Below are 21,756 nucleotides of genomic sequence, written 5' to 3'. Positions count from 1 at the left end.
CGCCGCGAAGGGAAGAATCGCCATGAACCATATCTATCGCCTGGTCTGGAACGGCACCACGCAGACCTGGGCTGCCGTGGCCGAGACCGCCACCGGCCGCGGCCGCCATGGAACCGTGGGCCCGCGCCTGCGCCGCGCGCTGGCGCGGGCGGCCCGCACGGCGCTGCAGGCGCTGCCCGTGGCGGGCATCGGTCTGTCCGCCCTGGCCCAGACCGTGACGCTGGCGCCCGGCCAGCAGGGCCGGGCCTTCGTGTCGCCCAACGGCACCACGGTGGTGGACATCGCCACCGCCAACGCCGCGGGCGTTTCGCACAACAAGTTCATGCAGTACAACGTGGGCGCCCAGGGGCTGGTGCTCAACAACACCACGAGCAACGGCGCCCTGTCCAATGCCTCGCAGCTGGCCGGCTCGGTGCTCGCCAACATGAGCTCGACCCGGGCCGCCAATGTCATCGTCAACGAGGTGGTGTCGGCCAACCGCAGCGTGCTGGCCGGCTTCACCGAGGTGGCGGGCCAGCGTGCCGACGTGATCGTGGCCAATCCCTACGGCATCACCTGTTCCGGCTGCGGCTTCATCAACACCGACCGCGTCACCCTCAGCACCGGCACGCCGCGCTGGGCCGCCAGCGGCGCGCTCGATGGCTTCGACGTCAGGCAGGGCGACATCCTGGTCAACGGCGCCGGCTTGAACGCCACGGCGCAGCAGATCCTCGATCTGGTCACGCGCTCGGTCAAGCTCGACGGCGCGGTCAACGCGCAGGACCTGGGCGTCTTTGCCGGCACCGGCGCGTGGAACTACGCCAGCCGCTCGGCCGGTGCCGCCGGCGCGGGCACGGGAGCCGCGCCTGCCTATGCAATCGACGCCAGCGCCCTGGGCGCGATGTACGCCAACCAGATCAAGCTGGTGGCCAACGAGGCCGGCGTGGGCGTGCGCCTGCTGGGCGACGTGGCGGCGCAAGTGAAGGACGTGACGATCTCCGCCGCCGGCCAGGTCGAGCTGCGCAATCACCTGTCGGCCCGCGGCAGCGTGCAGGTGGCCAGTGCCGGCAGCCTGATCGCCAGCGGCGCCACGATCGGCGCCGGGCAGACGTTGAGCCTGAGCGGTCGGAGCGTCACGCTCAGCGATGGCGCCTACGTCGAAAGCGCCGGCCCGCTGCAGGTGACCAGTTCTGGCAGCCTGAACATCAACAACGCCGGGCTGCGCTCGGGCCAGGGCCTGAGCCTGAGCGGCGCGGATCTGAGCCTGAGCAACGGCGCCTACCTCGATGTGGGCGGCAGGCTGCAGGCCACGGCGTCCAGCGGTGCGCTGACGCTGAGCAACAGCGGCGTCAAGGCCAAGGGCGACATCACGCTGGCGGCGACGCAAGGCAATCTGTCGCTGACCACGGGCAGCGGCCAGGGCGTGCAGAGCACGGCCGGGACCCTGTCGCTGCAGGCCGGCGGTAATCTGGCGCTGGCCGGCACGCTGTCGGCCGACGTGGGCAACGTCAAGCTGCAGTCGGGCGCGGCCCTGAGCAACAGCGGCACGGTCCAGGCCGGCGGCACGCTGGACGCACAGGCTGCCACCACGCTCGGCAACCAGGGCACGTTGCTGGCCAAGGGCGCGCTGACGGCCAAGGCGGGCACCGCGTTCACCAACAGCGGCACGGTGCAGGGCGCTACGCTGGGCGCGCAGGCCGCGACGCTGAGCAACAGCGGCACGCTGATGTCCACCCAGGGCGTGGCCACGCTGGGCGTGACCACCCAGTTCACCAACACCGGCCTGGCGCAGGCCCAGACCGACCTGACGGTGACCACCGGCACCAGCGGCAGCGTGACCAACCAGGGCAAGCTGCTGTCGGGCGGGGCGCTCAAGCTCACGGCAGGCACGCTGGACAACCAGTCCGCCGGTGTCGTTCTGGCCAAGGGCGCACTCCAGCTCACCACGCAAGCCCTGCTGGGCAATGCCGGCACGGCGCAGGGCACCACGCTGGCCGTGCAGGCGGGCGCCGTGGACAACAGCGGCAAGCTGCTGTCGACCCAGGGCGGCGCCGCGCTCACCGTGACGGGGCAATTGGGCAACAGCGGCAAGCTGCAGGGCGCCACCAGCCTGGACCTGTCGGCGCAGACGCTGGACAACGCGGCTGACATCCTGTCCGCCAACGGCACCAGCACAGTGACCGTGACGGGCGCGCTCACCAACCGGGCGGGCGCCAACCTCGCCGCCAACGGCGCCATGACGCTGCAGGCCGGCACGCTGGACAACGCGGGCCTGCTGGGCGCCACGGGCAACCTGAATGCGCAGAGCAGCGGCGCGCTCACCAACGAAGCTACCGGCACCCTCCAGGCCCAGGGCAACCTGACCCTCGGCGCCGGCGCGGCGTTCGACAATCAGGGCAGCGTGCAGGCCGGCGGCAGCGGCCAGGTCACGGCCACGGGGCTCTCCAACGCGGTGAACGCCGAGCTGCGCGCGGCCAGCGGCCTGACCGTGGCCCTGGGCGCTGGCGGCCTGGACAACAGCGGCCTGCTCAAGGCCGGGCTGGGCACGCCGGGCGACACCACGCGGCTCACGCTCACCAGCCAGGGCGGCGACCTGGTCAACCAGACGACGGGGCGCCTCGAAGCGGGCAGCCTGGCCCTGACCGCCGACAACCTGAACAACCTTGGCAGCCTGACGGCCGGCGCCGGGGGCAGCACGCTCCAGCTCGGCGGCGGCTTCGACAACGCCAGCGGCGCCACGGCCACCCTGGGCGCCAGCGGCAGCAGCAGCCAGGTGACGGCCGGGCGCGTCGGCAACCTGGGCACGCTGGCAACGGCGGGCGACTTGCTGTTCAATCTGGCCGGCGACATGACCAACGGCAGCGCGGCCAACAGCACGGCCAGCGTGGCCACGGGCGGGGCCTTGACCTTCCGGGGCCGCTACGAGGGCCTGGGCTACAGCGTCACCAACTACGGCAAGATCGACGCGCAGGGCGCGCTGGCGTTCGGCGGCTTCGCGCCGCGCCTGTCCGGCGACCCGATCTACATTCCCGGCGTCTCGCCCTGCACGGAGTCCTACTGCCCCTCGGGCCGGCTCGGCTCGCTGAACGTGTACGGCAGCCTCCATGGCGGCACCGTGGACCTGGCCACGCGCGCGCTCACGATGGGCGCGGCCGCCGAGATCGTGTCGCAGCGCGGCATGACGATCACCACCGACACGCTGTCCATGGCCCAGGCGCCGGACCCGCTCTACCCCGGGCAGGTCATCACCAGCCGCATCATGGGCGCGATGGCCGCCACGGGCCTGCCGGCCGACGCCGGGCAGTACCAGGTCAAGGTGGCATCGCTGGACCGGCTGGGCGTGGTCGGGCTGCTGTACTCGCGGGACGATCTCGACGTGCAGGCGCCGGACATCCTGGTGAGCGGCACGGGGGCCATCGCCGCGCTGAACAACCTCCACCTCGCGGCCACGCGCGGCACGCTGGACCTGTCGACGCCCATGTCCGGCAGCACCGGCACGCCCCCCATCGGGCCCAGCACCACGCCCGGCTTCCTGACCAACTTCGGCACGCTCTACGCGGGCAACACGCTGTCGGCGCGCGTGAACGGCACGCTCACCAACGCGGTGCAGATCACCACGGACGGCAGCGGCATGCGCACCCTGGGCGCGCGCGGCAGCATCGCGGCCGGCCAGAACATCAGCCTCGTGGCCAACACCTTCATCAACAACAGCGACGTCAACAGCGAGGGCGATCTGCAAGTCGTCGCCACCTCGCTGCGCAACGAGGTGCAGGGGGGCGACAAGCGGGTGTACAGCTACACCTTCGACCCGAACTGGATCAATCAGGCGCCGCCGCACGTCAAGCGCGGCGATCTTCCCAACCAGTTCGGCAACTGGACCAGATCAGGTTCCGACTGGGACGATAACGACAAGGGCGGCAACCTGGACGTTGCGACCAACTACATCGCGCGCTACACCGAAACCCTCAAGTTCGCCGCGGGAACGGAGCCCCTCTATTACCCCACGCTCACCGCCGCGCACAACGCCAAGCTGTACTTCAACAACGGCAAGAACCTCGGCGGCCTCGTCCAGGGCGTCGATTCGGTGCTGATGCAGGGCTTTGCCGCCCGCAGCAGCGGCACGGCCGTGCTGCCGGGGGTGACGGACGATGCGGGGCGCGTGCTGGTAGCCCCGCAGGCCGGTGATTCGGATATGGCCGTCTTCACCAACGATTCGCTGGCCCAGGTGACGGTTCAGAAGCATGTGAGCCAGACCATGACCATGAAGTACACCGCTGTCGGTCCCGACATCGACACCTACTGGAACTGGTGCCATTTTGGCTCCGACGCCGTCTGCACCCAGGACGGCCGCGGCACCGTTGTGCCGACCCACGTCGTCGACAGCGTCCAGGCGGTGCTGCCCACGGGCTACAGCGGCGCGCGCATCTACACGGCCAACCTGTCGGGCAGCGGCTTCACGCTCTACAACGAGGGCAGTTCCACCTCGGCCACCTACGAACGAGGCGATTCGACCATTGCACCGTCGAGCACGCCGCCGGACATGACGTCCAGGAGCGGCCGCAACCTGTCGCTCATTTCCAGCACGACGCTGCTGACCCCCGGCAGCAAGCCCGTGCCCGTCCCCGGCCCCGCCCAATCCTCCGTGCTGCCAGGCGACGGCACGCAAACCGGCTGGACGCCCGTGAGCCTGACGATCCAGCCCACCAGCGCCAACGGCAGCAGCCTGCAGACCGGGCTGACGTTCGGCGGCATCCAGGTCAACCTGCCGGCCAGCCCCAACGGCCTGTTCGTGCTGGCGCGCAACCCGGCGGCCGGCTACCTGATCGAGAGCAACCCGCTGTACCGCGTGGGCAGCACGGCCGTGGGCTCCGACTACCTGCGCGACCGCCTGGGCTTCAGCACCGACGAAGCCGTGCTGCGCCTGGGCGACGGCAGCTACGAGTCCTGGCTGGTGCAGCAGCAGCTCATCAGCCAGACCGGCAGCATGCTGCTCAAGGGCTACGGCAGCCTGGACGAGCTGATGCGCGGCCTGATGGACAACGCCGGCGGGCAGGCCAAGGCGCTGGGCCTGGTCTGGGGCCAGGCGCTGACGCCGGAGCAGATCGCCGGCCTCAAGAGCGACATCGTCTGGATGGTCAAGACCACGCTCAACGGCCAGGAGGTGCTGGTGCCCGTGGTCTACCTGAGCCAGAGCACCAAGGACAGCATCAAGAAGGGCGCGATCATCGAGGCCGACTCGGGCACGCTGGACGTGAACGGCAAGGCCAACTCGGGCACGATCTCGGGCGTCACGGTCAACAACCTGGGCGGCGGCAAGGCCCCTGACAGCCTGTTCGGCTTTGGCAGCGGCGGCAGCTCGGCGCAGAACTTCAACGACCAGAGCTTCGAGATCGTCAAGTCCTACCTGATGAGCGCCGGCGGCGCTGCGGTCGGCGTCTCGGACGTGAAGGGCTGGCTCGAGAAGAACAAGTCCAACCCCGACGAGATCGGCAAGGTGCTGCCGTTTGCCTATTCGCGCTACATGGCGCTGTCCACCGGCGGCGGGCTGGTGTCGGCCAACGACAAGGCCTTCGTCGAGTACGTGGGCAACTACGCCAAGCAGCAGCGGCTCGACGCCATCGACAAGGCGATCGCCGACTACGAGGCCTTCAAGAAGAGCAACAACACCAGCGGCAAGAGCGGAACGCTGAACAGCCTGTTCGCCCTGCCGCCCCCGCCGCCGCAGTGGATCATCGACGAGGCCACGCAGGGCGTGATCCTGAGCGATGCCGAGAAGCAGCGGGTGGGCAGCATGCTGATCAGCTCCGGTGTCAATCCAATCGCTATCGGCAGTGGCGCCACTGCGGCCGCGGCGGTGGCTGGCGGGACGGCGGCAGGTGTTGCCGCAACGCAGCTCGGCACCACGATCGCCCCGTTTGCCATCACATCGGGCGTGCGTGCGGGCTTGACGGTCGCGGAGGCCTCGTCGTCGGTCTTCGGCGCCTCGTTTGCCGCCGGCCCCATCGGCATCGTCGCTGCGGCATTGATGATTGCCGGTGAAGCGATGGCCCAGCTGATCCAGGCCGAAACCTTCATCCCGGACTTGAAGCGGGAGCGGGCCAAGATCGAGGCTGCCTCGGGCTCGGACGTGGCCTTCTGGCTCAACCAGAAGGGCGGCGCCGAGCAGCTGTTCCTCAGCATGGCGAAAATGATGGGCACCTGATGATGAAGAAAAGGCGCCCTTGTCCAACAACACGATCACCAGCCTCCTGATCGTCGATGACGAAGAGGCCGTGCGCGCGCGCCTGCTGCGCGTGGCGCGGCGCGTGCTGCCGCAGGCGCTGTGCGCCGAGGCGGCCAGCCTGGCCGAGGCCCGCTCACAGCTCGGGCAGGTGCGGTTCTCGCTGGTGCTGCTGGATGTGAACCTGCCCGACGGCTCGGGCCTGGCGCTGCTGCCCTGGCTGCGCGCGCATGCGCCGCGCACCGAGGCGGTGGTGGTGTCCAGCCTGGGCGACGACGCCACCGTGCTGCAGGCCCTGCGCGGCGGCGCCGTGGGCTACCTGCTGAAGATCGGTAGCGACGACGAGATGGCGTTCTCGCTGGCCAGCCTGGCGCGCGGCGGTGCGCCGATCGACCCGCTGATCGCGCGGCGCATCCTCGACTTCATGAGCGCGGCCCCGGTGGCGCCGGCGGCCGCACCGGCGGCCGATGTTGCCGGCGAGAGCACGCTGACCGAGCGCGAGAAGGTGGTGCTCCAGTGGGTGGCGCGGGGCCATAGCAACCGCGAAATCGCGCGGGAGCTGAACCTGTCGGTCAACACCATCGAGTGCCACGCCAAGGCCATCTACCGCAAGCTGTCGGTGCGCTCGCGTGCGGCCGCCGTCTTCAATGCGAGGGCGCAGGGCCTGCTGCCGTGACGCGAGGCCACACCGGTGGCTGGCGCCGCGGGAGAGGGCGGCTTCCCATCGCCCGCTGAAGGCGCCAAACCGCCCGATGACTGGGTTTTCGTGCCAAATCGGCCCGATGTCCTTGTCGGGCGGTCATTTGTTGCTATCAAAAATGGAGCGACCGGACCTCAGCCCAGCGCCGCTCCGCGCTCCGCCAGCAGTTCCCGCAGCAGCGAGCGATGGCAACGCGCCTCGTCTTCGCAGTAGCAGCCCATCGAGAAATGGGCGCTGTGCGACAGTGCGGCCAGCAGGTCCAGGCTGCGGCTCGCATCGGGCTCGCCCATCTCGGCGCGGAACTTCCTGCGAAAGCCGGCCCAGGCCTGCGCGTCTCCACTGGCCTGGGCGGCCTGCGCGAGCTTCATGGTTTCCACGCTCGGTGCGAGGTTGGGGTACCACACGTCGTACCAGTCCTGCGACGCGAACTCGCTCTTGGGCACGCCGCGCGGCGGCCGCCGCACGGTGCCGATGCGCAGGCCTTCGCCGGCGCTGCGCGGCGTGCCGAGGCGGACGATCTTGAGGGTCATGCCGGTCTCCTTGTGCTGTGCGGACGATTGTGCACCGTCCCCTGCACGGCGCGCTGCGCCTACTTCTTGCTGCCGGCATCGTCCGCGCCGTCGGCCGGCGGGCTGGCCATTTCTTCCATCTGCCGCACGATGTCCTGCTCCGACATCGGCGCTGCCTGGCCGGCGGCCGGCAGCGGGGCGTCGAGCTGATGGACCAGGCGCGGCGCAGCGAACACGAGCGCCACCAGCGCCAGCTGCACCCCCACGAACGGCAGCAGCGCGCGCAGCAGCCGGCGCATCGGCACCTGGGGCAGGCCCGAGCGCGCACGCGCCATCAGCACCGCATAGCCCATCGGCGGAATCAGGAAGCTGAGCTGCAGCACCAGCAGCAGCAGGACCGCGGCCTGCTGCGCATCGCCCAGCCGCGCGATCAGCGGCGGCGCGATGATGGGGATGATGACGAAGATCATCTCGAAGGCATCGAGCACCCAGGCACACAGCGCCACGCCCAGCAGCACCAGCGCGGCCGTGGCCTGCGGCGACAGCGGCGAGCCCAGCACCAGCTCGGTCAGCCAGCGGTCGGTGCCGAACACGCGGAACACCAGGCTGAAGGTGGTGGCGCCCACCAGCAGCGCGAACAGCGCGCCGCTCAGCGCCAGCGTGTCGGCCAGCACCGCGCGCCAGGCAGGCCAGCTCAGGGCGCGGCTGGCCAGCGTGGCCGCCATCAGCAGCACGCCGCCGGTGGCAGCGGCCTCCACCGCCAGCAGCCGGCCGCTGAAGACCCCGCCCAGCAGGCCGAGAATCACCGCACCTGCTATCAAAGCGATAGCATGCTGCGACCGGGGTACCTGGACCTCCGGCACTTTTGGTTCTGAACCGCGGCTTTGCCACCAGGCCACCAGCGCCCACAGCGCCAGCACGCAGGCGGCCGGCAGCAGGGCAGCGTGCAGCACGTCCTGGGTGTTGATGATGCGCTGGCTGCCGAGCACGAAGCCGGGCAGGTTGCTGGCCTCGGTGTGGGCGCGCAGCATGGCGTCGCCCAGCAGGATCAGCACCAGCGAGGGCGGCACCACCACGCCGATGGTGGCCGCCACGCTGATGAGCGCGGTGGCGCGGCCCGGCTCCACCGAGCCCAGGCGCGGCGCCACCAGCCGCGAGAGCAGGGCGGAGCTGGAGGCGACCGAGCCGTTCATCGGCGCGATCAGCGCGCCCACGCCCAAAGCGGCCAGCGGCTGGCCGGCGCCAAGCGGCCGCAGCAGCCGCGCCAGCGAGGCGAACAGCGCGTCGGCCACGGTCAGGCGCTGCAGCAGCACGCCGATGAACACGTACAGCGGCAGGGCCTGCAGCAGGTCGTGCTCCAGCAGGCCCACGATGCGCCCGGGCAGCGCCGCGAGAATGCCCGCATCGAAGGCGCCCAGGCCCAGCCCGAGCACGGCGAAGGCGCTGGCCACGCCGATCAGCAGCGCCCACACCGGCAGGCCGGTGGCGACGATCAGCACGCCCAGCGCCAGCAGCATCCACAGGCCGAGACTGTTCATGCGCCGTCGTCCGCGCCGCCGCGCAGCGAGGCCAGCGCGTCCACCAGCACCAGCAGCGCCATCAGCCAGAGCGCGAGCTTGATCAGGAAGTAGCCCGGCGTCAGGGTCTCGGCGAAGCGCTCCATCTGGCGCAGCGAGTCCCAGACCATCGGCGTGGACACCCAGAGCAGGTAGAGCGACCACGGCGCCAGGCAGGCCAGCAGCGCCCAGCGCCGCCAGCGCGCCGGGGCCGCCCCCGGCGCGACGGGCTTGAGCGCCGACAGGTGGAGGCGGGCCCGCGAGGCGGCGGTCACGGCCACCGCCACATACAGCGCGAACAGGATCTGCGCCGCGTCATTGGCCAGGCGCGAGCCAGCCTGCACGCCGTCGCGCAGCGGCCACTGCGCGAACAGCAGCAGCGCCAGCGGCAGCACCAGCAGGCTGGCGGCGAGGCACAGGCGGCGCATCATGTGCCCACCAGGCCGCCGTCGCGCCGGCGCACCACCACGGTGGCCGAGCGCGGGCGCGCGCTGCCGGGCGTGGTGCCATCGGGCCAGGCGCTGTTGTGCGCGCCGCCGCCGTCGTCGCTGGCCTCGCCCGGGTGCTGGATGTTGACGAACAGGGTCCGGCGGTCGGGCGTGACCACGCAGCCCGTGATCTCGCAGCCGCTCGGGCCGCTGAGGAAGCGCTTGATGCGGCCGGTGGCCGGGTCGGCGCACAGCATGGCGTTGTTGCCCAGCTGCGCATAGGAGCCCTTGCCGATGGCCTGGCCGCTCATGTCGGTCTGGATCCAGAGCAGGCCGCCGCGATCGAAATGCAGGCCGTCGGGGCAGCCGAAGGCGTCGGCCTGCGGCGAGGGGTACTGCGTGGCCGCGCCGGGCCGGGCCGGATCGCCGGCCAGCACGAAATGGCGCCAGCCGAAGGCGCTGGCGGCGGCGTCGCCACCGGCTTCGCGCCAGCGGATGATGTGGCCGCCGACGTTGCGTTCGCGCGGGTTGGCCGCATCGGGGCCGGGGCGGCCGGGCTCGCCGCGCTGGCTGTTGTTGGTGAGCGTGACGAACACCTCGCCAGTGTGCGGGTGCACCGTGATCCATTCGGGGCGGTCCATCTTCGTGCCACCCACCGCGTCGGCCGCGAGCCGGGCCTTGACCACCACGTCGGCCTGGGTGGCGAAGCCCTGTTCGCGGCCCAGCCCCGGGCGGCCCTGCGTGAGTTCGAGCCAGGCGCCGCGGCCATCGGCATCGAAGCGCGCCACGTAGAGCGTGCCGTGATCGAGCAGCTCGCGGTTGGCGGCATAGCCGCCGGGCTGCACCTTGTCGCGGCTCACGAACTTGTAGATGTACTCGAAGCGCGTGTCGTCGCCCATGTAGACGGCCACGCGGCCGTCCTGCGTGAGCGTGCAGGTGGCGCTTTCCTGGCGCTTGCGGCCCAGCGCGGTGCGCTTGACGGGCGTGGAGGTGGGGTCCATCGGATCGATTTCCACCACCCAGCCGAAGCGGTTCGCTTCGTTGGGGTGCTTCGTGAGGTCGAAGCGCTCGTCGAAGCGGTACCAGTCCACCCACTGGCCGCCGGCCGTCGTGCCATAGCGCCTCTGGGCGGCGTCGGGCTGGAAGTCCGCGTCCTTGGCGCCACCGAAGTAGCCGTGGAAGTTTTCCTCGCAGGTCAGGTAGGTGCCCCAGGGCGTGACGCCCATGGCGCAGTTGGCGAAGGTGCCCAGCACCTCGTCGCCTGCGGGGTTGAGAGCGGTCTGCAGCATCGACGAGCCGGCTGCCGGCCCGCCCAGGCGCATGGGGGTGTTGCCGTGGATGCGGCGCGCATGGCGCGAGGGCAGCACCTGGCGCCAGCCCTGCGCGCCAAGGGCGATCTCGATCACCGACACGCCCATTGCATGCTGCGACTTGCGCACCTTCTCGGCGGTCCATGGCGTTGCGCCGTCGGTGTGCAGCAGGCGCTCGTCGGTGTATTCGTGGTTCATCACCAGCAGGGCGCGGCTGCCGTCGGCATTCAGGGGAAAGAAGTGCATGCCGTCGTGGTGCATGCCGGCCTGCACCGCCTGCTCCTGCGCATTGTTGGAGGCATCGGGCCGGTAGGCGGGCAGGGCGCCCACCACGCCGGTGGGGTCGCCCCATTTGTAGAGCAGGCTGTATTCGTACTCCGGCGGAATCGTCAGCGCATCGCGGGCCGAGGCGGCCACGCCGGTGAAACCCAGCACCGGCGCGGTGCCGGCGGCCGAAGCGGGAAAGCCCGGCCCGAGCAGGGCGACCAGGCCGGTAGCCCCCGCTTTCAGGACGAAACGACGTTGGGTTTGCATGCTGGCCTGCCCGGAGGGACTCGAACCCCCGACCTACAGCTTAGAAGGCTGTTGCTCTATCCAGTTGAGCTACGGGCAGATTCAAAGAGGAAGGTGAATGGTCGGAGCGATAGGATTCGAACCTACGACCCTCTGGTCCCAAACCAGATGCGCTACCAGACTGCGCTACGCTCCGACTTCGGCATTCTAACGTCCCTCCCTTGTGCGGCCAGTGCCTTGCAGGCCAAGCCCCCGCTTACCGCACCTCGCAATCGAGGACGTTGCTGGCACTGCTCTGCGGATTGTTCTGGCTGATCGACTGCGGCATGCGCACCTGCACCGCCAGAGGGGGGGGGACCAGGATCAGCGGCGGCTGCACGCCGTTCTGCGGCGGCGGCAGGTAGCCGAACTGGCCGGCGTTCAGGATCACGACTGGTGCCGGGGCTCCAGCGCCCGGCATCGGCGCCGCCGCCGGGGACGGTGTGCCCGGAAGGCTCGGCAAGCCGAGATTTGCGCCAGGGAGTGCCGACTGCAGGTTGGGCGTCACCACCACGGCACCGGAGGCCACGTCCACGTGCAGGCCGTTGTCAGGCGTCTTTCCGGTGGGCGTGGGCACGTTGCCGCAGTCGTTCTGGCAGAACAGCGCACCCAGGTGCGTGCCCCTGACACCGATGGTGCCTTCAGGGGTGTTGAACACCACGGCTTCGTGGTTGCGCTTGCCCAGCTCGCCGGTGACGGCGCGGAAGCCCCCGCGTTGCAGATCGATGACCTGGCGGTCCAGTTCGGGCCGGTTCGGGTCGTAGCGGTATTCGGTGATGCGGATTTCGCTTTTGGGCGAAACCACCATTTCGGCGTGGTCGGTGAAGCGCATGCGCAGGTAGGCTGATGCTTCGGTGACCAGTGTGTCGCCCTGGCGGATCTCCGAGCCCGGCGACAGCAGGCGGATCGCGCCCGACGGCGTGCGCGCGATGGCGACCCCGGCCACGTGGGTGGCCGTACCGACGGCCTGGGCCAGCACGGCAGGCGCGGCGAGCAGCAGGGCGCAGGCCAGTGCGGCGGCGCGGGACCGAAGGCGCAGGGGGAAAGCATGTTGCGGGTTCATGGCACGGCCTTTCAATTGCAGTACATCTTCTTCGGCGCGTCTTTTGCCACGCTGCTGTCCTTCACCTCCGCCATGACATCCTTGGAGGAGGGCTTCTTGCTGTCCCCATTGGCCGAGTTGGACGTGTCCGTGGAGTCCGCGGCGGCGGCCGTGCTGCCGCCGAAGCTGCCGGGACTGCCGCCGGTGGTTTGCGACGCGTAGGTTTGCGCGAGGATGGACACCGTGGTGTTGGCGGCGATGGCCACGGACGTTGAATCGCCGGGCGCGAGAGGGGGGCTGCTCTGCGCTTCGGCCTGTCTGGCGGCATCCTGGGCGGCCTGCCGGGCCGCCTGCTCGGCGTCAGCCCTTGCCGCAGCGTCTGCCGCCACCGCCTTGGCTGCAGCGTCGGCAGCGGCTTTGGCTGCCGCATCGGCGGCTGCCTTCTGGGCCGCCTGGGCGGCTGCCGCGTCAGCAGCGGCCTTGGCCGCAGCATCGTCGGCGGCCTTCCGGGCCGCGGCATCGCTGGCCGCCTTGGCCGCGGCGTCGGCGGCTGCTTTCTGGGCCGCGGCGTCTGCGGCTGCCTTGGCGGCTGCCTCCTCTGCCGCTTTTCTGGCGGCGGCTTCCGCTGCCGCCTGGGCTGCTGCCTCAACCGCGTCGTTCGGCGTGATGCTGGGCCTCGCGCCGGAGAAGACGCTGAGCGGCGCATTGACCCAGGCGCCTGGGCCCTGCGACGTGAGGTCGATGGAGCCGCTGCCCGAGTTGACGGACGCCCCGGCGTTGACGTTCAGCAAGCCATTCCGGGCCAGCATCGAGATCGCGCCGCCGCCGGACGACACGCCCACGCCCGCGCGGATGTCGAGCGACGTGCCCGCCGTGAGCGCCACGGTGCCGTTGCCGGTGCGGATGGCGCCGCTGCTGCTGAAGCCCGACTCGGTCGCCGGATTCACCGCCGTGCCGGGCAGCGCCGCAATGAACGCCATCGAAGGTGCGGTGCCCAGGACGTCCAGGGAGCCGTCCACGGCGACGGTGATGTTGCCGCTGTCCGTGGTCACGCCATACAGGCTCGTTGGAACCCTGCTGGCCAGGGCCACGCCGCCGCTGCCGCGGTTGTTGGCGGCGATCTGGCTGAGCTCGTTGGTGGTGCTGCCCAGCGCGATGCCGGTCGCGGCCGAGGCGACCAGCTGACCCGTGACGCCGAGCGAGGTGCCCGTGGTCTGGCGGACCGCGCCGGATTGCGATCGCAGCAGCAGGTTCTGGGCCGTGAGGCTGCCCACCACCAGATCGCCGGCCGATTGGTTCAATGCGGCGTTTGCCAACTGGACCGTGCCGCCGGCCTGGCTGTAGGCGTCGGTCACATTGAGCCCGCCCGTGGCCTGCAGCGTGCCGCCGCTGACCTCCAGTCGGCCCATCGCCGCCGATCCTGTGAGTGTGACACCACCGCCAGCGACCGACAGGCCGCCGCCACCGGTCCAGGTGGCGCCGGCGTCGTGCTGCAGGGTTCCCGCGACGGCCAGCGTGCCGTTGGACAGCAGCGACAGGCTGCTGCCGGATGCGTTGTTCAGCGCCGTGCCGGCGCCGACGTCCAGCCGAGCCGGTGTCGAACCGCCGCCGATGGTGAGGGCGCCCTCGTTGTGCCAGGCGGTGCTATCGGCCAGGGTGACCTGACCGTCCGTCACGCTGACGGCATTGCGGGTGGTCAGCACGTTGTCGGCACTGCCACCGTGGATGACGGTGTTGGCAGCCAGCGTCAGCGCGGGCGCCGTGGCCGCCAGCGTGAGCGGCCCGGTGAGGCTGACGTGGTCGGACCAGCGCAGGCTGCCTGCGCCCGTGAACGACGAATCGGCACTCAGCACGGCATTGCCCACGTTGAGCGTGGTGCCCGCCGCCGTCTCCATGGATCCAAACAGGTTGCCTGACACGCCGAGCGTGCCGCCGCTGACCAGCAGCTGGCTGCCCGCGCTGTTCGAGATGCCGGCATAGTGCTGCTGGCCGGTGCTTGTCTTCTCCAGCGTGCCTTCGTTGCTGAAGGTATTGCCGCCCGCGCCCTGCAGCACGGTGTCAACCGTGCCGCTGGTCACGACCTTGGCACCTGCCGCATTGCTGAACTGGGCAGACTCGCTGACCACACTGATCTTGCCGTCGCCCTCCACCGTGACCGCGCCGGTGTTCTGCCAGTGCGACTGGCCCGTCAGCGACACCGCACCCGCAACGATGGCATTGCCGGAGGTGACGAGTGCGTTCTGTGGCGCGCCGCTCAGACTGACGTTGTTCAGCGTGAGCGTGGGTTGGTCGACACCGAAGGTGAGAGGCGCGTCCAGGTAGAGCGTGCCGGCGAAGGACATATTGCCGTCCCCGCCGCGAAAGACCGAGCCTGCGAACACGCTGGAATTGCCCGACACCGCCAGCGTTGCACCAGGGCTGATTTCGACCGTGCCGCGCAGGCCGAGACCGCCGGCGACCGCCAGCGTGCCTGAATCGACCTTGAGCGTGCCTCCGATCAGGCCCAACTGCTCGGTCAGGTCGAGGGTGCCGCCCTTGGACGAGATGGAGCCGCCGTCGACCACATTGATATAGCGCGCCCACACGGTCCCGCCGTTGAGGTTGATGCTGCCGCCGTTGTAGACGACCGCCGCCCCGCGACTCGCGGAGGAGCCTTCGGTGATGGTCAGATTGCCGCCGTTCAGGTCGATCGGCGCATAGACACTGGTTATGCCATAGGCGCCCTCCATGGTGTTGTTGAGCGTGAGGTTGAGCTTGCCGCTGGAACTGGTGATCGGCGCCTGGATGTAGGTGTTGTTGTACGCGTTGAGCCGCAACGTGGCATCACCGCCCGCGGTCTTGGTGATGGCGTCGTAGATGAAGATGTCGCCCAGGCCCGGCGTGGCGCCGCCCGTGGTGAGCGTGACGTTCACGCCCGCATCGAGCTGGCTGGAGATGGTGCTGGCGCGCACCCTTGCGCCGTTCTCGCTGGAGGTGATGACGGGGGTGCCTGCGCCGCTGACACCCTCGTCGGCGTCGCCCATGACCAGCAGGGTGATCGGGTCGATCAGCCACTCGCCGCCTTTGCCCACTTGCGGTGCGCGCACCACGTCGAGCGACTGCCGGCCGGAGGTATCGACGAAGCCGCCCGGGCCCGCGCTGCCCGTGGCGGACACGTCGCCGTCGATGCGGGCCGCACGTTCGGCGTACAGCTCCACGCGGCCGCCGGTCGTGCCGTCGGCCGCGATGCGCGACGTGGCCGAGGTGGTCACGTCCTGCGTCGCACGCAGGAAGATGCGGCCACCCTCGCGCACCAGGCTGCTGGCGTCCAGCGTTCCTTCATTGCGCACCAATGCACCGGCCAGCCCGATGCGCCCGGCCTCGGCCGTGATGCGGCCCAGGTTGGCGGCCGTGCCGCTGCCACCGGTGACCTGGACGCTGACGCCGGGCGTGGCCGTGTCCATGATCTGTACCGTCTTGCCGGCGGCCAGTGCCACGCTGCCGCCGGGTGCCGTGATCGTGCCGGCGTTCTCGACGTCGGCCCCGACCAGGTAGACGCTGCCGCCCGAGGCGGCGCGGATATCACCGAGGTTGCGCACAGCACCGGTGGCCGCGCTGCCATCGCCGAAGGTCAGCCGGCCGGCGAGGAAGTCGCCGTCGTTGACCTTGAGCGTGGTGGCGACGAACTGGCCCACGTCGATGCGCGCATTCGGTCCGACCAGGATGCCGGCCGGGTTGACCAGCCAGACGGCGCCGTTGGCCTGCAACTGCCCCTGGATCTGCGACGGATTGGCCGACAGGGTGCGCGCCAGCAGCGCCGAGGCCGCGTTGGGCTGGGACACGTTCACTTTGGCCGATGCGCCGATGTCGAAGGTGTTGAAGTTGATGATGGCGCGTTGCGTGGCCTGGTCGATGCGCAGCACGCTGCCCTGCGTGGTGAACGTGGCCTGGCCGGCGGAAACGGTGCCGCCGGTGGGCAAGGCATTCGGTGCGAGCTGCGCGCCGGCCGGCTGGCAGGCGGCGAACACGGCCGCAGCGAGCAGGTGATGGCGCCAGGAGGGTGTTGTTTTCATGAAAGGACTCCTAGAAGCCGACGACGACCGCCAGATGCGCGCGCCAGTCACCGCTGCGTTCGGTGAGGGAGGGGCCGGCGTTGCCCACGCGGGCCAGGTCCAGTCGCAGGCTGACGTCGCGCCCGTAGGCATAGCGCAGGCCCATGCCTGCGCTGGTGAGCGTGGCGCGGGCAGGCACGGCCGATGCGCCCACATTGCGGTTGGTGCCGTGCGCGGCATCGACGAAGGCCGCAACACGCAGGGTGCCGGGTACGCCGGTGCTCGGTGCCAGATCCGGCGTCTGCAACTCGGTATTGAGCACCATGCCGCTGTCGGTGGACACGGCACGCTCGATGAAGCCGCGCACCGCGCTGGCGCCGGCCAGGCCGATCTGCTCGCCCGAGGGAAGCGGGTCGCGCGCGTACTGGAACGTGCCGGTCAGGCGCAGCTCCCATGTCCGCGGCAGCACCTGGAGCACCGACGCGCCGCCGCGCAGCGCCATGAAGCCGTCGCGCGTGGAGCGGTTGCCTGCCGTGAGATACGAGTAGCGGTCCACGCGGCCGTCCAGGTTGGTGTAGCGCGTGCCGGTGGCGATGTTGCGCATCAGGCCCGCGTTCCAGCCGAACACCGTCGCGCCGGAGAGTGTCTGGGCCGAATAGGTCACTGACAGCGGCTGCAGCGTGTAGGGCACGCAGGTGGCGATTGGCGGCGTGGGCGGCGAGATGTCTACCGGCGCGCCGCCGAGGTCGCAGCGCGAGCCAATTTCCTTGCGGTCCAGCCCGACAACGACGCGGCTGGTGGTTTCGCCGCGGCGCGCGAAGATGTGGTTCCAGCGCAGGGCATAGATGTTGCCCTTGCCCGTCAGGCCCAGCAGCCCGCCCAGCGTGGGCAGGGATGCGGGGGTGTTGACGTCGGACTTGCCGTAGATCAGGTCCAGGCTGTCGCCGACCGCATAGAGCGGCACGCGCAAGCCCAGCGAATACAGGTTGACGGTGACGCCCGAAGGCTTGTCCGGCGAGGTGGTGTAGGCCGCCGTGGCCACGATGTCGCGGTCCAGCAGGTTGCCGTGCTGCACCGCCACGCCGGTGCGCCAGCGGCCGGTTCCTGGGGTGCCGCTGTTGTCCAGCGTCAGGATCATCTTGAGCGGCGCCTGGTCGGCGACGTCGACCCGGGCGTCCAGCGTGCCCGGCGCATCGCCGTCGGCCAGCACCACGGTCACCTGCTTGGCCGGGTTGTCGTTGGCGAGTTGCACCGATTCGGAGATGCGGCGCAGGTTCGGAGCTTCGCCCGGCTGCAGCGCGGGCAGGCTGGCGCGGATGTTGGCCTCGCTGAAATACGTGTTGCCGCTGACGTTCACGCGGGCGATGCGGTTCTGCTGCACGCGCAGCGTCACGACGCCGGCGGTGAGCTCCTGCTCGGGCACGATGACGTCGATGCCGCCATACCCTGCGTCACGAAAGGCGCCCTGCAGCGCCTGCACCGCGGCATTCAGATCGGCCAGGCCGCGTTGAGGCCCCACCAGCGGTGCCACCAGCTCCTGCAGCCTTGTGCGTGGAAGAGGTGTGTCGCCCTCGATCCGGAACTCACGGATGGGGAACGTGTCTTGCGCAAACGCTGACCATGCGGCCAGCAACAGGACTGCGCATGCGAGGTGCGCGGATCTTTTTTTTCTTCTCATGGCTCCGCCCATAGGATGAGCGGAAATGCTAATTTCAAATAGTTACAAAATCAACAATTAGACAAAATACTGGTGCATTTTTGCAACTTTAGGCTGTATCCGAACGTGTGGTGCTTGCGTGGCTGCGGGCTCTGGCCCTGGGGTTGCCGCGCCTGGCACGCCGGGCTTGGCGCACGATGTTGGTTCCCCTCAGCGGCACCAGGCGGCCTTCCCGCGGCTCGGCAGGATAGGAGGCTTAGAACCTGGATTTGCCTGAGGGGGATGGCTTGGCCGCCGCGGCGAAGAATTTCGCGGTGGTCATCGCCCAGTTGAGTGCGTCCATTTCCTTCTTCAGGCCGAAGATCCGTGCATGGCATTCGCTGCACTGGTAGAGGCGCCGGGACGGGAACAACCGCATCCACGCGCTGCGCGTGATCCGGGCGTATTCGGCTCCTGCGCAGGAGCATCTATTGAGGGACAAGCTCACGGCGGACTCTTCCTTGAGACGGGGAAATCGTATCTCGCACCATTTTGTTTCAAATTGAAACTACCTAAATGTAATAGGTTTGAGTCAATTTTGTCTTCGCAATATGTCGGGACAAGGGTGATCGCCCACCGCGCGGCGTTGCGAATTGCGCAAAGCGCGGCTGGGCGGTGCGGTACCACCCCAATTTCCTAGAGTAAATCCGCAGCCCGGCCAGATTGCCTGATCCTTGCTGCGAGTCGGGGCGCGAGGCGCCTGCCGCCGCCAAGGAAAGCCGCAGAAAGCGGGGCCTTTCGGCCCAAGAAGCCGGGGCGGCTTCAGCCCGCGACGTCGTGCTGCGCCATCAGCTCCAGCGCCTTCACCAGGGCGGAATGGTCGAGCTGGTCCCAGCCCTGGGCCGCGCAGGCCTGCATCAGTTGGGCCGCGCCCGCCGTCTGTGGCAGCGAGACATTCATGGCCTTGGCGCCCTGCAGCGCGAGATTCAAGTCCTTCTGGTGCAAGCCGATGCGGAATCCTGGCGCGAAGCTGCGCTGGATCATGCGTTCGCCATGCACTTCGAGCACGCGGCTGGCCGCAAACCCACCCATCAGCGCCTGGCGTACCTTGGCGGGATCGGCGCCGGCCTTGCTGGCGAACAGCAGCGCCTCGCTCACCGCGGCGATGTTCAGTGCCACGATGATCTGGTTGGCCACCTTGGTGGCCTGGCCGTCGCCGTTGCCGCCGACATGCGTGATGTTCTTGCCCATCAGCGCGAACAGTGGCCGGACGCGGTCGAAGGCGGCTTCCGGTCCGCCGACCATGATGGTGAGCGACGCGGCCCTGGCCCCGACCTCGCCGCCGGAGACAGGCGCATCCAGGTAGTCGCAGCCCAGGGCGCCGATCCTGCCGGCGAAGGCCCGGGTCTCGATCGGCGAGATCGAACTCATGTCCACCACCGTCTTGCCCGGCGCCAGGGCCGCCGCCACCCCGCCGTCGCCGAACAGCACGGCGGCGACGTCGGGCGTGTCAGGCAGCATCAGGAAGACGGTGTCGGCCTGGCGCGCCACCTCGGCGCCGCTGGCGCAGGCGACGGCGCCGGCTTCCAGCAGGGCCGCCGGCACCTGGCGGCGCGTGTGGACGAAGAGTTCATGTCCTGCGGCGCACAGATGCTGGGCCATGGGCGTGCCCATGATGCCGAGGCCGATGAAGCCGAGTCGTTGTGGGGTCACGATATTCCTTCTTTTTCCTGAAAGGGCTGGCCGTCATTCGGGCTTGATGCCGGCGTCCTTGATCACCTTGGTGTAGCGCACCACCTCGCCGCGCAGGTAGGTCCCGAACTCTTCCGGCGTGTTCGCCACGATGTCGACGCCCAGCTCGGCAAAGCGGCTGCGCACCTCCGGCAGGCCCAGCACCCGCGCCACGTCGCGCTGGATGCGCGCGACCTGCTCCGCCGGCATGCCGGCCGGACCGAGCAGGCCGAACCAGGTGGCGATGGCAAAGTCCTTGAGGCCGGATTCCGCGATCGTCGGCACCTCGGGCAGCAGCGGCGAGCGCGCGCTGCCGGTGTTGGCGATCGCCCGCAGCTTGCCGGCCTTGATCTGGTTCACCACCGCCGACACGTTGCCATACATGATGGGAACCTGCCCGCCGATCGTGTCGATGAGCGCCGGGTTCTCGCCCTTGTACGGCACGTGGGTCTGGCGGATGCCCAGTTGCGCGCTCAGCAGTTCGCCGGCCATGTGCGGCGACGAGCCCACGCCGCCGGAGCCATAGCTCACCGGCGTCTGGCTGCGTCGCGCGAAGTCGACGAACTCGGCGAAGGTCTTCACCGGAAAGGCCGGGTTGACGACCATGATGGTCGGCGTCGAGCCCATCAGCGTGATGGGGCTGAAATCGCGCATCGTGTCATAGGTGGCCTTGCCGTAGAGCGCCGGGGCGACCGCGAGGCTGGTCTGCGGCGAAACCAGCAGCGTGTAGCCATCGGGCGCGGCCTTGGCCACCGCTTCGGCCGCGATCATGCCGCTGGCGCCGGTGCGGTTTTCCACCACCACCGTCTGGCCCCAGGCTTCGCCGAGCCGCTGTGCCACCAGGCGCCCGACCAGGTCGGTGGTGCCGCCGGCGGCGAAGCCGATGATGATGCGGACCGGCTTGACCGGGAACGGTGGGGTGGCCGCCGAGCCCAGCGTCGCGACGAGGGCCAGCGAGGCGGCGGCCATTTTCAACAGGAATGCACGGCGCATGAGTTTGTCTCCTACTTTTTGAAATGAAAGCGCGGACCGGTGCGCTGCCGTTATTTGTCGGTCCAGGGAATCTCTTTCCACAGTTGCCGGAACTGGGCTTCGGCCTCGCGCATGTCGGCTTCGAGCCGCGCGGGCGGCATGTAGCGCAGCGGCGCGAAATACGAGGCGGCCTGGGCCTGGAACTTGGGATCGGCAGCAGCCTTCTCCACCGCCACGGCCAGCTTCTCGCGGACGGCGGGCGGCAGCCCCTTGGGGGCGGCGATGCTGCGCAGCGAGGCCAGCACGATGTCCAGGCCCTGCTCGCGGAAGGTGGGCACGTCGGGCGCCAGGGCGGTCCGGTTCACGCTCATCTGGCCCAGGTGGCGCAGCGGCGTTCCACCCTTGACGGCCTGCAGCACTTCGCCCACGTTGATCGCGCCCACCGCGATCTGCTTGCCGGCCAGCGCCGCCAATACCTCGGCACCGCCCTTGAAGGGGATGTGGTTCATCTTGACCCCCGCGGCGCGCTCGAACGACAGCAGCGCGAGATGGTCGTCGGAGCCCACGCCGGTGGTGCCGACGGTCACCGTGCCGGGATGGGCCTTGGCATGGGCGATCAGGTCCTTCAGGGTCTTGACCGGGCTGTCGGCCGGCACGGCGAAATCGCCGGGATCGTCCACGATGCTGCCCAGCAGGTCGAAGCTCTGCCAGCTGAAAGCGGTCTTGCGCTCGATCGGAAGCGTGAGCAGGTTGGGCGTGTTGACGAAGCCGATGGTGTAGCCGTCGGCGGGTGCTGCCGCGAGCGCGCTGAACCCGATGGCGCCGCCGGCGCCGGGGCGGTTCAGGACCGTGATCCGTGCGCCGTCGCCCAGGTATTTCTCCAGATACGGGACGATGACGCGCGCGATGATGTCCGTGCCGCCGCCGGGCCCGTAGGCCACGATCATGTTGATGGGCTGTTCCGGGTAGGCCGCCCGGGCGGCGAGCGGCAGCAGGGCGAGGGCGGCGCTGCCCAGGACCAGCAGCCGGCGCAGGTTCAGGCCGATGTTCTTGTCTCTTGTCATGTTGTTGTTCATCTCGTGGCTCAAGG

Annotated in this window: 13 protein-coding genes and 2 tRNA genes; 2 read left to right on the top strand and 13 right to left on the bottom strand. The window is 69.6% G+C overall.

Annotation, left to right across the window (positions count from 1 at the left end):
• Positions 1-22: 22 nt before the first annotated feature.
• Both MMF98_RS09425 and MMF98_RS09420 read left to right on the top strand, forming a co-directional pair.
• Positions 23-6,181 (top strand): two-partner secretion domain-containing protein, encoded by a 6,159-nt coding sequence (locus MMF98_RS09425; protein ID WP_243306019.1) that lies wholly within the window; start codon positions 23-25, stop codon positions 6,179-6,181.
• 19 nt (positions 6,182-6,200) lie between these two features.
• Positions 6,201-6,875 carry a LuxR C-terminal-related transcriptional regulator gene (locus MMF98_RS09420; protein WP_243306018.1) on the top strand — a complete coding sequence of 225 codons (675 nt, stop codon included), beginning with the start codon at positions 6,201-6,203 and terminating at the stop codon, positions 6,873-6,875.
• A 158-nt stretch (positions 6,876-7,033) separates the two neighbouring features.
• Here MMF98_RS09420 and MMF98_RS09415 read toward each other — a convergent pair whose 3' ends face one another.
• The 13 genes from MMF98_RS09415 to MMF98_RS09355 form a co-directional block, all read right to left on the bottom strand.
• Positions 7,034-7,429 carry a DUF488 domain-containing protein gene (locus tag MMF98_RS09415; RefSeq protein ID WP_243306017.1) on the bottom strand — a complete coding sequence of 132 codons (396 nt, stop codon included), beginning with the start codon at positions 7,427-7,429 and terminating at the stop codon, positions 7,034-7,036.
• A gap of 59 nt (positions 7,430-7,488) precedes the next feature.
• Entirely contained in the window at positions 7,489-8,946 is a 1,458-nt protein-coding gene (locus MMF98_RS09410) for a TRAP transporter large permease subunit (RefSeq protein ID WP_243306016.1), read from the bottom strand.
• Positions 8,943-9,395 (bottom strand): C4-dicarboxylate ABC transporter substrate-binding protein, encoded by a 453-nt coding sequence (locus MMF98_RS09405; protein ID WP_243306015.1) that lies wholly within the window; start codon positions 9,393-9,395, stop codon positions 8,943-8,945. The genes MMF98_RS09410 and MMF98_RS09405 overlap by 4 nt, the downstream gene beginning before the upstream one ends.
• Entirely contained in the window at positions 9,392-11,236 is a 1,845-nt protein-coding gene (locus MMF98_RS09400; RefSeq protein ID WP_243306014.1) for a PhoX family protein, read from the bottom strand. The genes MMF98_RS09405 and MMF98_RS09400 overlap by 4 nt, the downstream gene beginning before the upstream one ends.
• Before the next feature lie 2 nt (positions 11,237-11,238).
• Positions 11,239-11,315: transfer RNA gene (locus MMF98_RS09395), tRNA-Arg, on the bottom strand.
• A gap of 19 nt (positions 11,316-11,334) precedes the next feature.
• Positions 11,335-11,411 (bottom strand) — tRNA-Pro (locus MMF98_RS09390).
• A 60-nt stretch (positions 11,412-11,471) separates the two neighbouring features.
• Entirely contained in the window at positions 11,472-12,317 is an 846-nt protein-coding gene (locus MMF98_RS09385; RefSeq protein ID WP_243306013.1) for a FecR family protein, read from the bottom strand.
• An 11-nt stretch (positions 12,318-12,328) separates the two neighbouring features.
• Complete coding sequence (locus MMF98_RS09380; RefSeq protein ID WP_243306012.1) at positions 12,329-16,348, bottom strand: beta strand repeat-containing protein; 4,020 nt, start codon at positions 16,346-16,348, stop codon at positions 12,329-12,331.
• A gap of 10 nt (positions 16,349-16,358) precedes the next feature.
• Entirely contained in the window at positions 16,359-18,005 is a 1,647-nt protein-coding gene (locus MMF98_RS09375) for a ShlB/FhaC/HecB family hemolysin secretion/activation protein (protein ID WP_243306011.1), read from the bottom strand.
• A 235-nt stretch (positions 18,006-18,240) separates the two neighbouring features.
• Positions 18,241-18,471 (bottom strand): hypothetical protein, encoded by a 231-nt coding sequence (locus MMF98_RS09370; RefSeq protein ID WP_243306010.1) that lies wholly within the window; start codon positions 18,469-18,471, stop codon positions 18,241-18,243.
• Positions 18,472-18,785: 314 nt separating this feature from the next.
• Positions 18,786-19,676 (bottom strand): 2-hydroxy-3-oxopropionate reductase, encoded by an 891-nt coding sequence (locus tag MMF98_RS09365; protein ID WP_341481294.1) that lies wholly within the window; start codon positions 19,674-19,676, stop codon positions 18,786-18,788.
• 33 nt (positions 19,677-19,709) lie between these two features.
• Entirely contained in the window at positions 19,710-20,687 is a 978-nt protein-coding gene (locus MMF98_RS09360) for a Bug family tripartite tricarboxylate transporter substrate binding protein (RefSeq protein WP_243306009.1), read from the bottom strand.
• A 50-nt stretch (positions 20,688-20,737) separates the two neighbouring features.
• Positions 20,738-21,742, bottom strand: coding sequence for a tripartite tricarboxylate transporter substrate binding protein (locus MMF98_RS09355; RefSeq protein WP_243306008.1), 1,005 nt, complete (start codon positions 21,740-21,742; stop codon positions 20,738-20,740).
• Positions 21,743-21,756: the final 14 nt, after the last annotated feature.

It is taken from the genome of Variovorax terrae (genome assembly GCF_022809125.1).
Taxonomy (GTDB): Bacteria; Pseudomonadota; Gammaproteobacteria; order Burkholderiales; family Burkholderiaceae_C; genus Variovorax_A; species Variovorax_A terrae.
This window is presented reverse-complemented; position numbering and strand designations above follow the sequence as displayed.

Excerpts from the sequence above, each read along its gene's own strand:
- MMF98_RS09425 (WP_243306019.1), top strand. The coding sequence starts at position 23 with ATGAACCATATCTATCGCCTGGTCTGGAACGGCACCACGCAGACCTGG.
- MMF98_RS09415 (WP_243306017.1), bottom strand. The coding sequence starts at position 7,429 with ATGACCCTCAAGATCGTCCGCCTCGGCACGCCGCGCAGCGCCGGCGAA.
- MMF98_RS09410 (WP_243306016.1), bottom strand. The coding sequence starts at position 8,946 with ATGAACAGTCTCGGCCTGTGGATGCTGCTGGCGCTGGGCGTGCTGATC.
- MMF98_RS09405 (WP_243306015.1), bottom strand. The coding sequence starts at position 9,395 with ATGATGCGCCGCCTGTGCCTCGCCGCCAGCCTGCTGGTGCTGCCGCTG.
- MMF98_RS09400 (WP_243306014.1), bottom strand. The coding sequence starts at position 11,236 with ATGCAAACCCAACGTCGTTTCGTCCTGAAAGCGGGGGCTACCGGCCTG.
- MMF98_RS09385 (WP_243306013.1), bottom strand. The coding sequence starts at position 12,317 with ATGAACCCGCAACATGCTTTCCCCCTGCGCCTTCGGTCCCGCGCCGCC.
- MMF98_RS09380 (WP_243306012.1), bottom strand. The coding sequence starts at position 16,348 with ATGAAAACAACACCCTCCTGGCGCCATCACCTGCTCGCTGCGGCCGTG.
- MMF98_RS09375 (WP_243306011.1), bottom strand. The coding sequence starts at position 18,005 with ATGAGAAGAAAAAAAAGATCCGCGCACCTCGCATGCGCAGTCCTGTTG.
- MMF98_RS09360 (WP_243306009.1), bottom strand. The coding sequence starts at position 20,687 with ATGCGCCGTGCATTCCTGTTGAAAATGGCCGCCGCCTCGCTGGCCCTC.
- MMF98_RS09355 (WP_243306008.1), bottom strand. The coding sequence starts at position 21,742 with ATGAACAACAACATGACAAGAGACAAGAACATCGGCCTGAACCTGCGC.